The organism is Pseudomonas sp. ASL3 (assembly GCF_056680425.1).
The window spans coordinates 3,819,171-3,832,555 of sequence record NZ_CM155281.1; the positions used below are offsets into that span (position 1 = coordinate 3,819,171).

Consider the following 13,385-nt stretch of genomic DNA (forward strand, 5'->3'; position numbering starts at 1 on the left):
GCAAACGAGTAAAGCCGCGAGCTTATCAGGCTGCCGCGATCAATGGCTACCGGCATGAGAGGCAGAAAAGGCAGATAAGTTCAGGTATCCAAACGTTTTATTGCGCCATGTGCATGTCGTACAGCATTGGTTCAGCTGGGCAAAAGGAGGCCATCTGCCTTGACCGGCCATTTCGTGACCTGTGACGCAGGTCAATCGGATGCCTCTCATTGACTAAACTAACCATTTAGTACATTTTACAGCACCCGCTCTGTCGCATTCGGTGGGGCTCAAATGACGATTCAAATAACAACGGAGGTCATTGCAATGACTCGGACCATTCTGGTGCTCAATGGGCCCAATCTAAATATGCTCGGGACCCGGGAGCCGGAAACCTATGGCAACGAAACCCTCGCGGATATCGCTGACCTGTGCCAGCGCAGCGCTGCGCAGCACGGTCTGATCATCGAGTTTCGCCAGACCAATAACGAAGGCGAACTGATTGACTGGATTCATAAGGCTCGGGGCCGCTGCGCAGGTATTTTGATCAACCCTGCCGCCTGGACCCATACCTCGGTGGCCATCCGCGATGCGTTGATCGCTGCTGAACAGCCTGTCATCGAAGTGCATCTATCCAATGTCCACAAGCGCGAAACCTTCCGCCATATCTCCTTCGTTTCATCGATTGCCGTCGGTGTGATATGCGGGATGGGCAGCAATGGCTATCGCATGGCGCTTGATCATTTCGCTTACTTATTAGAAGCCTGATTCCCATGACCAACAACACTAAGCACTCCATCCTTGCGGGCCTGATCGGGGCCGGCATCCAGGCTTCACGCACCCCGGCGCTGCACGAACATGAGGGGGACGCCCAAGGCATGCGTTACCTGTATCGGCTGATCGATCTAGACGCCCTGAAACTGGACACCGCCGCCCTGCCCCAACTGCTCGACGGCGCCCAACACATGGGCTTCACCGGCCTGAACATCACCTTCCCGTGCAAGCAGGCAATCATCCCGTTACTCGACGAACTCTCTGCTGAAGCCCGGGGCATCGGCGCGGTCAATACCGTGGTGTTCAAGGACGGCAAGCGCACCGGCCACAACACCGACTGCCTGGGTTTTGCCGAAGGTTTCCGTCGGGGCTTGAGCCAGGCGGCACGCCGCCGCGTCGTGCAGATGGGCGCAGGCGGTGCCGGCGCGGCAGTGGCGCATGCGCTACTCCGTGAAGAGGTCGAGCAACTGACCGTGTTCGAAGTCGATCCGAGCCGTGCGCAAAGCCTGGTGGACAACCTCAATGCTCACTTCGGTGCCGGACGCGCCGTGGTCGGTCTCGATTTGCCTGCCGCGATGGCGCAAGCCGACGGCCTGGTCAACACCACACCGGTGGGCATGGCCAAGCTGCCTGGCACACCGCTGCCAGTGGCGTTGCTGCGTCCTGAGTTATGGGTCGCGGAAATCATCTACTTTCCGCTGGAAACCGAGCTGCTCAAGCATGCCCGCACCTTGGGTTGCCGGACACTGGACGGCGGCACCATGGCGGTTTTCCAGGCGGTCAAGGCCTTCGAACTGTTCAGCGATTGTCCGGCCAACGCCGAGCGTATGCAGGCCCATTTCCACAGTATGAACGCCTGAAAGGTTGACCGGCCACGGCGACGTCCGCCGTCGTGGTCGGGAACGCGGCCAGGCCTGTACACCTCACGCCTGCAGGTAACGCAGGATCGCCTCGCAGATCATGGTCTTTTGCCGCTGTTTGGCCTTTTCATCAGAAAGGTCGACTTGAAAGATCTCGCCGAAGGTATGCCGGTTAGACACCCGGTAAAAACAAAAAGAGCTGAGCAGCAGATGCACATCGATGGCGAGCAAGTCCTGACGGAATACCCCGCTGGCCGCGCCTCGACGAAGCGTGTCGTCCAAGGCATGGAGGATATTGTGGCTCATGGCGCGGATCACCGATGAGTGCTTGAGATTTTCACCGTTATGGATGTTTTCGATGCTGACAATACGCACGAAATCGCTGTTGAGGTCATGGTGGTCGAACGTGAATTCCACCAGTCGACGGATGGCTTCCTGCGGCTCCAGTTCAGCCAGGTGCAACCCGCTTTCAGTGCGCCGGATGTCGCCGTATAGCTTTTCCAGGACCTCGACGTACAGCTGCTCCTTGCTGCCAAAATAGTAATAAATCATTCGCTTTGAAGTGTTCGTGCGCTCGGCGATGGCATCGACGCGGGCGCCAGAAAGGCCTTGAGAGACGAATTCGGCGACGGCAGCCTGGAGGATGCCTTCGCGGGTTTTTTCCGGATTATTCTTTCGGCTCTTGCGCGTTGCCTCGACGGGCGCCGCGGCAAGAGTGTCGTCGATATTTTTCATTATGGGCTCAAGACCACGGTGGGATCCGTCGATTATGGATTGCGCATCAGCTTCAAGGAAGCTGCGGCTCGCGTTTATACGAGCGCGCAGCGCCTCTCTGCGTCAGAGCCGGGCCTGCCGTGTCGCGCCGCTACGGCTCTTGGCCATGGCAGCCAGACGCACCGCCACGTTGGCCGCGCCGTAGCCGACGTAACCATTCTTGCGTTGCAGTATCTCGAAGAAGAACCGATCGTCGAACGACTCCGTGTAGACGTGGAACAGTTCGCCACCTTGGGCATCACGGTCGTAAAGCACGTTGTAATACGCCAGTTCGCTGAGGAACTCGTCGTCGAAGTCGAAGCGGGCAGCCAGGTCGTCGTAGTAGTTCAACGGAATGTCCAGCAGCGGAACGCCGGCCTCCTTGGCCCGACTGACCTCGGCAAAAATGTCTTCGCAGGAAAACGCGATGTGATGTACGCCAGAGCCACGGTAGCTGGACAGCGCATGGGAAATCGCCGTATTGCGGTTTTCCGAAATGTTCAACGGCAGGCGCACCGTGCTGCAACGGCTGCGCAGCGCCCGGCTCTTGACCAGACCATAAGGGTCCGGCAGCACCACTTCGTCGTCAGCCTCGAAGTCCAGCACGCTTTTATAAAACAGCACCCAACTGTCCAGACTGTCTGCCGGAAGTGCCATGGCCATGTGGTCGATGCGCTGCAAGCCACCGCCGGTAGGGGCCTGTGGATCGATTTCAAAATCGCTGTCGTAAATCGACTGGCCTGGTTCGGCGGGCTCAACCAGATAGATCAGGCTGCCATCCGGTGCGCGCACGGAGGGAATCTCGCGCTCGTTGGGTCCGACCAGGCCGCGATACGGCTGACCTTTGAATACCAGCGCCCGCTCCAGCGCGAGATTGCCGTCCTCGACCCGCAACGCAGTGGCGCACAGCGACGGACCGTGGGCTTCGAAAAAACTGTGGGCGAAGGAATAAGGTTCGGCGTTAAGCACGATCTTGATATCGCCCTGACGCAACAGGCTCACCGCTTTGGAACGGTGCTGTCCTAGACGAGAGAACCCCAGGCTTTCCAGCCAGCCGGAAAGCCGTGCACCCTGAGCTTCATCAACCGCAAACTCAAGAAACTCGACACCGTTGTAAGCGCTCGCCGGCGGTGGGTTGAACAGAATCTCGGGAGCTATAGGTGTGGCTTCCTGCTCCATCAGTCGACGGGTCTTTTCTTCCAGATACAGCAGAGAACGCAGACCGTCGGCAGCATTGGCCCGAGGCGGCGCGGCGCGGAAACCATCGTTGAAAATTTCCAGCGACAAGGGCCCGGTGTAGCCGCTGCGCAGGATCGGCGCAAGAAAACCCGCCAGATCGAATTCACCCTGACCGGGGAAGCAGCGGAAGTGACGACTCCACTCCAACACGTCCATCGCCAGCAACGGCGCATCGGCCATCTGCACAAAGAAAATCTTGTCGCCGGGGATTTGCGCAATGGCACTGGGGTCGCCCTTGAGCGACAGGGTATGAAAGCTGTCGAGCAGCACACCGAGCGCCGGATGATTGATCTGGCGCACCAGGTTCCACACCTGTTGCCAGGTGTTCACATGGCGGCCCCAGGCCAGGGCTTCATAACCGATACGCAGGTGGCGGGCCCCCGCTCGCTCGGCCAGCAGGCTCAAATCGTCGAGAAGGATCTGTTCATCGCCCACCGAATCGGCGGCGGTGTTGCTGCACACCAGAACCAGGTCGGTACCCAGCTCCTGCATCAAATCGAATTTGCGTTCGGCGCGGTCGACGTTGCGTTGCAGACGGTCACGGCGGCAGCCTTCGAAATCCCGGAACGGCTGAAACAAGGTAATAGCGATTCCCAGGTCAGCGCACATCTGGCGCACATTACGCGGGCTGCCGTCATAATAAAGAAGATCGTTTTCGAAGATTTCAACGCCATCGAAACCGGCGGCGGCAATGGCTTCGAGTTTTTCCGGCAGGGTACCGCTCAAGGAGACGGTGGCAATCGAACGCTGCATGCTTCAACTCCTGGATGATCGCGACCTCTGCGGGTCGCAGTTTTAGAGCACCGGGTTGATCAGGCTGTTCGGAGCCATGAAGGGGTGCTGCAGGGATTATTCTTCCGTGAAATTACCACAGCAACTCAAAGTGTACTAACTGGTTAGTTTTGTGTTCGATTATCGAACAAAAGCCCGTTTAGGTAATTGACCCTGTTTCAATCAGTCATCAACATCTGCCCAACATTGCAGGACAAGCCTGAAACAAAAAAATTGCCTTTGGATTGCAGCGTTCTGCAGTCGCGTCACCCCAGCAAGCTCATAACAATTTCAAAAATAGGGTCAATGCTCATGCACTCTCTTATCGCTTCGCCTCCCCGCACATCCTGTCCGTACCGGCATTCCATGCTCGCCCCCTCTCTCGCAGCGCGGTCTCTGGACGGATGGCTTACCCATGATTAACACTAAAACAGCTTCCCTAGCCGCTACCGCCCGCGACGGAATCGGCGAAAAAATACGCGGCGCCCTGGCCGTCGGTAAAACCCGCTGGGCCATGCTCGCCCTGGTGTTCTTCGCCACCACTCTGAACTACATCGACCGCGCCGCGCTGGGCGTCATGCAGCCGATACTTGCCAAAGAGATGAGCTGGACGGCGATGGACTACGCCAACATCAACTTCTGGTTCCAGGTCGGCTATGCCATCGGCTTCGTGCTGCAAGGCCGCTTCATCGACCGGGTCGGGGTCAAGCGTGCATTTTTCCTGGCCGTGTTGTGCTGGAGTTTCGCCACGGGAGCTCATGGTCTGGCGACCTCTGCCGTCGGCTTCATGGTCTGCCGTTTCATTCTCGGCCTGACCGAAGCCGCCAACTATCCGGCCTGCGTGAAGACCACGCGACTATGGTTCCCCGCAGGTGAGCGCGCCGTGGCGACGGGCATCTTCAACGCCGGGACCAACGTCGGTGCGATGCTGACCCCTGCCCTGCTGCCGCTGATCCTGACCGTATGGGGCTGGCAGGCCGTGTTCGTCTGCATGGGGCTGCTGGGCCTGACCTGGGTCGTGTTGTGGCGCTTGAAATATTACAACCCTGAAGAACACCCGACCGTGCGTCAAAGTGAGCTGGACTACATCAACAAGGAAGTCGATCCCGAGCCTGTCAAAGTGCCCTTCTCGCAGATCCTGCGCATGCGCGGCACCTGGGCGTTCGCCGTTGCCTACTCGCTCACCGCACCGGTTTTCTGGTTCTACTTGTACTGGTTGCCACCGTTCCTCAACCAGCAATACAACCTGGGCATCAGCGTCACGCAAATGGGTATCCCGCTGATCCTGATCTGGCTGACCGCAGATTTCGGCAGCATCGGTGGCGGTATTCTGTCGTCTTGGCTGATCGGTCGCGGCATGCGCCCAACCACGTCGCGACTGCTATCGATGCTGGTGTTCGCCATCACCATCGTCAGCGTGATCTTCGCCGCCAACGCCAGCGGTCTTTGGGTCGCGGTGCTGGCCATCGCCCTGGCGGTCGGTGCACATCAGGCCTGGACGGCGAATATCTGGAGCCTGGTGATGGACTACACACCCAAGCACCTGATGAGCACCGTGTTCGGCTTCGGTGGCATGTGCGCAGCCGTTGGCGGCATGTTCATGACCCAGATCGTCGGCGCAGTGCTGACCGCCACCCACAACAACTACAACGTATTGTTCACCATGATCCCGGCCATGTACTTCATCGCCCTGATCTGGATGTACTTCATGGCGCCACGCAAGGTTGAAGGGGTTCAGGACTGATCCATCACCCTTGAACGTTGAAAAAAGAGGCCTGAATCCAGGCCTCTTTTTTTTGCGTCAAACGCTCCCTCCAGCCAATCCCGATCAACCTTTACTGCGCTGCTGCCACGCGGCAGCCAGGCCACTGAGGCAGATCACCGCGATGCCGAACTGCGCCACAAGAGAAGGCGCATGGGAGAACACCACGAAGCCCAGCAACCCGGCGAAAACAATCTGACAGTAGCCGAACGGCGCCAGCAGCGCCGGGGCCGCGAAGCGAAACGCCTGGGTCAACAGCAAATGCGCGACCATGCCGCAAGTGCCCAGCGCCAGCATCAACGGCAAGTGCTTGAGCTGCGGGGTCTGCCAGAAGAACGGCACCAGCGCACTCATCAACACGCTGTTGAACAGGCCCGCGAAGAAGTTGCTGGTGGTCGGGCTGTCGTGGGCGCTGACCAGCCGCGTCAGCAGCTGGTAACAGGCAAAGCACATCGCCGACCCCAGGGGCAGCAGGATCGCCGGGGTGAATAGCTCGCCGCCCGGGTGCACGATAATCATCACGCCAACGAAGCCCACCAGCACCGCTACCCATTGTCCACGCGTGACATGCTCACCTAACAACGGCACCGACAACGCGGTGACCAACAGCGGCGCGAGAAAGTTGACCGCCGTCGCTTCCGCCAGAGGAATGAACATCAAACCACTGGTGAACAACAGACTGGTGCCCAACAGGCACGTAGCGCGCAGTGCCTGTAAACCTGGACGCTTGGTGCGCAGTACACGCAACCCGGCCGATGGCATGAAGATGCCGGCCATTAGCAAGGTGTGCAGCACATAACGAACCCAGACCACCATGATGATCGGGTAGATGCCGGACAGATATTTGGACAGGGTGTCGTGAGTGGAAAACAGAAGCGTTGCCAGCACAATGAGCGAAATGCCCTTGAGTGGCTGATTGACGCCAGACAGCGGTGTACTGACGGTACTCATCGGGGCTTCCTTGAATGGATAAAAGAAGGTCGGGCGGCACCCCATGCGCTGACGTGCCCACCGACCTTGAGTAAGAAATCGCGAAGCCTCTAATTGGCCTCAGTATCTATTTACCGCTGACTCAGAACCTCACGCGCCTTGTCGAGCGCCATCCGCGCGCGATCGAAAGCACTGACGCCCTGCTCCAGCAATCGCAGGGTGGGGATTTCCAGACTCAGGGGAATGTTTGCCGGCATTGTCCTGAGCAACCCGAGTAAGTCGCAATCACCGTCTCCGGGGAATCGACGCTCGTTACGCGCCTGACGCAAAATCTCGTCCATATCATCCGGACGCGGACCGGCGACATCGCAGAGCTGGGCGTAGCGCAGACGGCTGGGTGCAACTCGGGCCAAATCGTCCAGCGACGAATTCGAACGGTTGAAGTGAAAGGCATCGACCAGCACACAGCCATTGTTGCGGCCGGCATTTTCAACAATACGCAGCGCCTGAGACAGGTCACGGGCATCCGTCCAGGGCATGAATTCCAGGTGTGGATAAATGCCGTACGGCCTGGCCAGATCGCACAGTGCAGCGAAATTGTCGGTCAGGCGCGTTTGGTCCGGGTCGTTACCGGCGATCAGCAGTTCCGTGGCGCCAAACTCAGCCCCCACGTCGAAAAATGCCGCGAAACCCGCCACTCGGGTCTGCGGTTTGAGCCGCAGTATCTCGATATCCAGCACCTTGACTCCGCTGTTTCTCAGTCGTTGCCGGGTCTGTTTACGCAACCCGGCGTCGGCCATCAGCGGAAAGTGATGCTCTTGGGCCGTTGCCGGTTCCAGGCGCAGGCCGACATGGCTGTAACCGGCACGCGCGGCCACGTCCACCATCTCTGGCGGCGAGAGTTCCAGCACAGTCAGGGCAGCGAGGGAAAAAATCTGTTCACTCATGGTCGTCTCTTCAACTTATCAATGGGCATCACACCGTGGCGGGCGTACAGGCGCGCCCACTTTGCGCGGCGTCGCGGATGGCTTCGACCAATGCCAATGTGCGCCCGGCATCGGCGGCATCCACCAGCGGTTGAGTTTCGCCACGGGCGACCGCAACGAAATGCTTCAGTTGCAAACGCAGCGCTTCATCGGCGGTGAACGTCTCGGTCACCTGATGCAACGGTTGGTGCCAGCCCGCGCCAGGCTCGGCGTAATGCCAGCGTTTGAGTTGTGGAATACTCAGGGCGCCACGGGTTCCGGCCAGCAGGTAACACGGCTGATCCGGCTGACGCGGGTAGACCGGGTTTTCCCCAGAGTCCAGCTCCCAGCTCCAGGGCGCAGCGACCGCGTCGGAACCCGTCATGGTGCCCAACGCGCCATTGTCGAACTGCAGCAGCACGGCCACGCTGTCCTCGTTGGCGAAACCGCGCACGCCATTGCTGCTGATCGCCTGCACCTGACGCACTTCGCCGCACAGATGACGCAGCAGGTCGAGGTCATGGATCAAGTTGGTCAGCAACATGCCCGCCCCGGCTTCACGGCGCCACGGGATATCGAAATAGCTGTCCGGTTTCTGCAATTGCCACAGGCCCGTGACAGTGGTCAGCCGTCCGAGCGCGCCACTGGCAATCACTTCACGCGCCTTGACGATCAGCGGGTTGTGTCGACGATGGTGACCTACCAGCACAGGCACACCCTGCGCCCTGGACGCGGCGACCAGCGCACGCACTTGATCCAGATCCACGCCCACGGGTTTCTCCAACAGCACCGGCACCCCGGCGGCAATGCAGTCCAGTGCAGTCTGCACATGCAGGGAATTGGGGTTGGCGATGATCGCTGCCTGAGGCCGGATCTGATCGAGCATCTGCCGGTGATCCGCGAAATAGGGAACGCCGCATTCGAGCGCGAAGGCTTCGGCCTGAGGACCTGGGTCGGCCACGGCGCAGAGTTGCGCCTGAGGTACCTTGCTCAGGTGCTGGAGATGCTGGCGGCCCATGATGCCAGCGCCGATCAGGGCTACACGCAGTGGCGAGTTCAAACGAAAACCCTCATGTGATTGTTTTTGTGGTGACCGTTGCCGAAGCGAATAAACACAGCCGAATGAACACAGCCGAATGGCCTGTCAGCCTTCGCTTTTTATTATTTAGAACTCAGTTCCACTTTTTAATCAAGAGGGCAAATATTCCTTCATCGAAGCATCGTCGACTAGCAGGTTGCAGCGAAAAATCAGATGAGGGCGACCGCCGTAACGGTCAACTGGAGGGGAAATTCAGGCGAACAGCTCCGACGCCAGGCTCGCGGCGGACAGTTCTTCGGTGGCGGCCAACAGCATCGGCGCCAATGCATGCAGGCGTGTGGTGGAGACTCGGACGCTGGGCCCAGCGATGCTGAGTACGCCGATGCAGCGTTGGTCGACGGGACTGAGGACCACCGCCGCCAGCGCCGAGGTGCCAACTGCCGAGCTTTCCTCGACCCAGGCGTAACCCCGTTCGCGCGCCTGGCGCAGACGTGCGAGCAAATCTTCGGTGGAGCGCGGCGCGTTGGGGCCAAATGCCGCCGGATCAGCGATACCCTGTCGCCTGACCAGTTCCAGCGCATCGCTGTCGCTCAGGCTGGCCAGCCAGGCATGGCCCGAAGCGGTGTAGAACAACGGCGCATCCCGGCCCATGTCCGGGTCATAGCGCAAACCGGAACGCGCCCCCTGGGATTTGGCAATCCAGATCAGGCGCAAGTCATCGATCACCCCCAGCCGCACCAGCTCCCCGCTTTCCTGGGCCAGACGATCGAGAATGGGCTGGACGATGTCGACACCGGCGTTGGACAGGTAGCGAAAGCCCAGCGCGACCAGTCGGGTGGTCAGTTGGTAGCGATTGTTTTCCGGGTTTTGCCGCGCATAGCCCAGCCGAATCAGTTCGGCGAGCAAACGATGAGTCGCGCTCTTGGGGATCTGCAAATCGTCGGCGAGGGTCTGCAACCCCAGCCCATGGGGCTCGCGGGTAAGGCTTTCGAGAACGCTGAGAACACGTTCGATCTGACTGCCGGCCATGGTGGTGTCGTCCTCGGAAATGTGTGCGGATTCTAATGACAATCGGTTCTGTCAGGAACCCGATGACCTTGGCATCAATGTGCAGACGTATCACTGACAAAAATGTTCGGACTAGTTAATTAACGTTCGATAATCGCCCAAATCCGTATTTCACGAATTGCGCAGGTCCACGCCCAACTATCACTATCGGTTCCAGATTCGATGCACAAATAACTATAAAAAGGTCCGTTACCATGTCCTCAAACCGTCATGTCATCAGTGCGCTGTCCACGGCCATCGCCGCCACCGTCCTAGTGCCACTCACCTCCCAGGCCGCTGGCTTCATCGACGATGCAAAAGTCGATTTGAACCTTCGCAACTTCTTCATCAACCGCGACTTCGTCAACCCCGCCAACCCGCAAAACCTTGCTCAGGAGTGGACCCAGAGCTTCATTCTCGATGCCCGCTCCGGCTTCACCCAAGGCACGGTCGGCTTTGGCGTCGATGTGCTGGGGCTGTATTCGGTAAAGCTCGATGGCAGCAAAGGAACGGGGGGCACACAATTGCTGCCGATCCATAGTGACGGCCATCCAGCAGATGACTTTGGCCGGACGGGGGTGGCCGCCAAGATGCGTGTTTCCAAGACTGAACTGAAGGTCGGTGAGTGGATGCCGGTGCTGCCCATCCTGCGCTCCGATGACGGTCGCTCGCTGCCGCAAACCTTTCGTGGCGGTCAGATCACTTCCAAAGAAATCGATGGCCTGACCCTTTACGGCGGCCAGTTCCGCGGCAACAGCCCGCGCAACGACGCCAGTATGGAAAAGATGTCGATGTTCAACCGCCCGACAGTGACGTCTGACCGCTTCAACTTTGGCGGCGCGGAATACACGTTCAACGACAAGCGCACCCAAGTTGGCGCGTGGTATTCGCAACTGGACAACATCTACCAGCAGCAGTATTACAACCTGACTCACAGCCAGCCCATCGGTAATTGGGTGCTGGGCGCCAACCTTGGCTTCTTCACCGGCAAGGAAGATGGCAGCCATTTGGCAGGCAATCTGGACAACCAAACCTGGTCAGGGATGTTTTCGGCCAAATACGGCGCAAACACCTTTTACCTCGGCCTGCAAAAGGTCGACGGCGACAACTGGATGCGAGTCAACGGCACCAGCGGCGGCACGCTGGCCAACGACAGCTACAACTCCAGCTTCGACAACGCCGGTGAGAAGTCCTGGCAACTGCGCCACGACTACAACTTCGCCGCCCTCGGCATTCCCGGCCTGACGATGATGAACCGCTATATCACCGGAGATAACGTGCACTCCGGCGCCATCACCAACGGCCAGGAGTGGGCGCGGGAATCGGAGCTGGCTTACGTGATCCAGGAAGGCACGTTCAAAAACCTGTCGTTGAAAGTGCGCAATTCAACCATGCGCCGCGACTACAGCGTCAACGAGTTCGACGAGAACCGGCTGATCATCAGCTATCCGTTGTCGTTGCTGTAACAAGACGACGAAAACCGGTAACGCCAGACACCTGCGCCCCACTTTAAAGAGAACTGACCGATGCCCGCCCCATCCCAAGAATGCGATGTGCTGATCATTGGCTCTGGTGCGGCGGGGCTGTCCGCTGCCGTCACTGGTGCCTGGCACGGTTTACAGGTGACGGTAGCGGAAAAGGAAGCCGTATTCGGCGGCGCCACCGCCTGGTCTGGCGGCTGGATGTGGGTGCCACGCAATCCTCTCGCTCAGCGTGCCGGCATCGTCGAGGACATCGAGCAGCCGCGTACTTACCTGCGCAACGAACTGGGTGAGCGCTATGACCCGGCGCGAATCGACGCCTTTCTTGAAGCCTGCCCGCACATGGTGTCGTTCTTCGAGCGCCATACCGCGCTGCAATTCGTCAATGGCAACGGCATTCCCGATATCCATGGCGACGTGCCGGGCGCGGGAACCCAGGGCCATCAAGTCATCGCAGCCCCCTACGACGCTCACGAGGTCGGTCCACTGCTGTCACGCTTGCGCAAAACGATGCGAGAAACCTCGTTCATGGGCATGCCCATCATGGCCGGCAACGACCTCGGCGCGTTCCTGAGCATGACCCGTTCACCCCGCTCGGCGCTGTATGTCTTCAAGCGGTTTGGCCGTCATGTCTATCACCTGTTGCGCTACGGTCGCGCCATGCATCTGGTCAATGGCGTGGCGCTGGTGGCACGGCTTGCCAAGTCGGCACAGGACTTGGGCGTGCGGTTGCTGGAATCGGCACCGGCCCAACGCCTGGTCATTGAAGACGGCCAGGTGCGGGGCGCCGTGTTGAAGACCGCCAATGGCGAAGTGACGATTCGTGCCAAGGCGGTGATTCTCGCCGCGGGTGGCTTTCCCAACGACATCGCCCGGCGCAAGGCACTGTTTCCGCGTACCCCCAGCGGGCATGAACATTTGGCTTTGCCTCCTGTTTCCTGCTCCGGCGACGGCTTGCGTTTGGGTGAGTCTGCAGGCGGTCAGGTCGCGGACGATCTCAAATCGCCAGCGGCCTGGGCCCCGGTGTCGAAAGTGCCCTACCGCGACGGCAGTGTCGGCCACTTCCCGCACATCATCGACCGCGCCAAACCCGGCGTGATCGGCGTATTGGCGAATGGCAAGCGCTTCGTCAACGAAGCTCACGGCTATTACGATTACGTGGCGGCGATGATCGAACAGGTACCGGCCGATCAGGAGGTGACGTCATGGCTGATTTGCGATCATCGATTCCAGCGTCGTTACGGTCTGGGCTTTTCGCGTCCGGCACCGGTGCCGGTGTGGCCGCTGGTGCGTTCAGGCTACCTCCAGCGCGCCGACAGCATCGAACATCTGGCGATGGCCTGCGGTATCGATCCGCTTAGGTTGGTCAACACCGTTGCCGAGTACAACCAGCATGCGCGTCAGGGCGAAGACCCGGCATTCGGCCGCGGCTCGACGGCTTACAACCGCAAGCAAGGCGACCCGCTTTACCCAGGCAGCAACCCCTGCGTCGCGCCCATAGAACACGGCCCCTTTTATGCGGTGAAAGTACAGCCGGGCAGCTTCGGCACGTTCGCAGGGCTCAAGACCGACAGCAACGCCCAGGTGCTGGACGCCGGCGGTCAACCCATCACGGGGCTGTACGCCGCCGGGACCGACATGGCCAGCATCATGGGCGGTTATTACCCGTCAGGCGGCATCAACCTGGGGCCGGCCATGACCTTCGGCTATATCGCCGCCCGCCATATTGCGCAGGCTGTCGGGTATGAGTGACGCCGTGCTTCGGCCTCCCGGATCGAGCACGGC

General features: G+C 59.7%; 11 protein-coding genes. 5 read left to right on the forward strand and 6 right to left on the reverse strand.

Annotated features, from left to right (window positions below):
* Positions 1-306 precede the first annotated feature (306 nt).
* Both aroQ and AC1MEE_RS17710 read left to right on the forward strand, forming a co-directional pair.
* Complete coding sequence (gene aroQ, locus AC1MEE_RS17705; protein WP_480410891.1) at positions 307-747, forward strand: type II 3-dehydroquinate dehydratase; 441 nt, start codon at positions 307-309, stop codon at positions 745-747.
* 5 nt (positions 748-752) lie between these two features.
* Positions 753-1,613, forward strand: coding sequence for a shikimate dehydrogenase (locus AC1MEE_RS17710; RefSeq protein ID WP_480410892.1), 861 nt, complete (start codon positions 753-755; stop codon positions 1,611-1,613).
* 63 nt (positions 1,614-1,676) lie between these two features.
* On the opposite strand, the gene AC1MEE_RS17715 is transcribed toward AC1MEE_RS17710, so the two are convergent.
* Together AC1MEE_RS17715 and quiC are read right to left on the reverse strand one after the other, a co-directional pair.
* On the reverse strand, positions 1,677-2,348 hold the full coding sequence (locus AC1MEE_RS17715; RefSeq protein ID WP_480410893.1) for a TetR/AcrR family transcriptional regulator: 672 nt from the start codon (positions 2,346-2,348) through the stop codon (positions 1,677-1,679).
* A 102-nt stretch (positions 2,349-2,450) separates the two neighbouring features.
* Positions 2,451-4,358, reverse strand: coding sequence for a 3-dehydroshikimate dehydratase QuiC (gene quiC, locus AC1MEE_RS17720; RefSeq protein ID WP_480410894.1), 1,908 nt, complete (start codon positions 4,356-4,358; stop codon positions 2,451-2,453).
* A gap of 433 nt (positions 4,359-4,791) precedes the next feature.
* Between quiC and AC1MEE_RS17725 the strand changes: the two genes are divergently transcribed.
* Complete coding sequence (locus tag AC1MEE_RS17725) at positions 4,792-6,120, forward strand: MFS transporter (RefSeq protein ID WP_480410895.1); 1,329 nt, start codon at positions 4,792-4,794, stop codon at positions 6,118-6,120.
* 84 nt (positions 6,121-6,204) lie between these two features.
* Here the strand turns inward: AC1MEE_RS17725 and AC1MEE_RS17730 are convergent, their stop codons facing one another.
* The 4 genes from AC1MEE_RS17730 to AC1MEE_RS17745 form a co-directional block, all read right to left on the reverse strand.
* Entirely contained in the window at positions 6,205-7,089 is an 885-nt protein-coding gene (locus AC1MEE_RS17730) for a DMT family transporter (RefSeq protein ID WP_480410896.1), read from the reverse strand.
* 110 nt (positions 7,090-7,199) lie between these two features.
* Entirely contained in the window at positions 7,200-8,015 is an 816-nt protein-coding gene (locus tag AC1MEE_RS17735; protein ID WP_480410897.1) for a sugar phosphate isomerase/epimerase family protein, read from the reverse strand.
* Between the two features lie 28 nt (positions 8,016-8,043).
* A complete protein-coding gene (locus AC1MEE_RS17740) occupies positions 8,044-9,093 on the reverse strand; it encodes a Gfo/Idh/MocA family protein (protein ID WP_480410898.1) in 1,050 nt (349 codons plus the stop codon).
* Positions 9,094-9,324: 231 nt separating this feature from the next.
* Entirely contained in the window at positions 9,325-10,101 is a 777-nt protein-coding gene (locus AC1MEE_RS17745) for an IclR family transcriptional regulator (protein ID WP_480410899.1), read from the reverse strand.
* 233 nt (positions 10,102-10,334) lie between these two features.
* On the opposite strand from AC1MEE_RS17745, the gene AC1MEE_RS17750 reads away from it, so the two are divergent.
* Positions 10,335-11,585, forward strand: coding sequence for an OprD family porin (locus AC1MEE_RS17750; RefSeq protein WP_480410900.1), 1,251 nt, complete (start codon positions 10,335-10,337; stop codon positions 11,583-11,585).
* A gap of 60 nt (positions 11,586-11,645) precedes the next feature.
* Positions 11,646-13,352, forward strand: coding sequence for an FAD-dependent oxidoreductase (locus tag AC1MEE_RS17755; protein ID WP_480410901.1), 1,707 nt, complete (start codon positions 11,646-11,648; stop codon positions 13,350-13,352).
* Positions 13,353-13,385 lie beyond the last annotated feature (33 nt).

What these genes read in the sequence shown, in the direction of transcription:
- AC1MEE_RS17750 (WP_480410900.1), top strand. Translation starts at nt 10,335, where the DNA reads ATGTCCTCAAACCGTCATGTCATCAGTGCGCTGTCCACGGCCATCGCC.
- aroQ (WP_480410891.1), top strand. Translation starts at nt 307, where the DNA reads ATGACTCGGACCATTCTGGTGCTCAATGGGCCCAATCTAAATATGCTC.
- quiC (WP_480410894.1), bottom strand. Translation starts at nt 4,358, where the DNA reads ATGCAGCGTTCGATTGCCACCGTCTCCTTGAGCGGTACCCTGCCGGAA.
- AC1MEE_RS17755 (WP_480410901.1), top strand. Translation starts at nt 11,646, where the DNA reads ATGCCCGCCCCATCCCAAGAATGCGATGTGCTGATCATTGGCTCTGGT.
- AC1MEE_RS17730 (WP_480410896.1), bottom strand. Translation starts at nt 7,089, where the DNA reads ATGAGTACCGTCAGTACACCGCTGTCTGGCGTCAATCAGCCACTCAAG.
- AC1MEE_RS17735 (WP_480410897.1), bottom strand. Translation starts at nt 8,015, where the DNA reads ATGAGTGAACAGATTTTTTCCCTCGCTGCCCTGACTGTGCTGGAACTC.
- AC1MEE_RS17725 (WP_480410895.1), top strand. Translation starts at nt 4,792, where the DNA reads ATGATTAACACTAAAACAGCTTCCCTAGCCGCTACCGCCCGCGACGGA.
- AC1MEE_RS17710 (WP_480410892.1), top strand. Translation starts at nt 753, where the DNA reads ATGACCAACAACACTAAGCACTCCATCCTTGCGGGCCTGATCGGGGCC.
- AC1MEE_RS17745 (WP_480410899.1), bottom strand. Translation starts at nt 10,101, where the DNA reads ATGGCCGGCAGTCAGATCGAACGTGTTCTCAGCGTTCTCGAAAGCCTT.
- AC1MEE_RS17715 (WP_480410893.1), bottom strand. Translation starts at nt 2,348, where the DNA reads ATGAAAAATATCGACGACACTCTTGCCGCGGCGCCCGTCGAGGCAACG.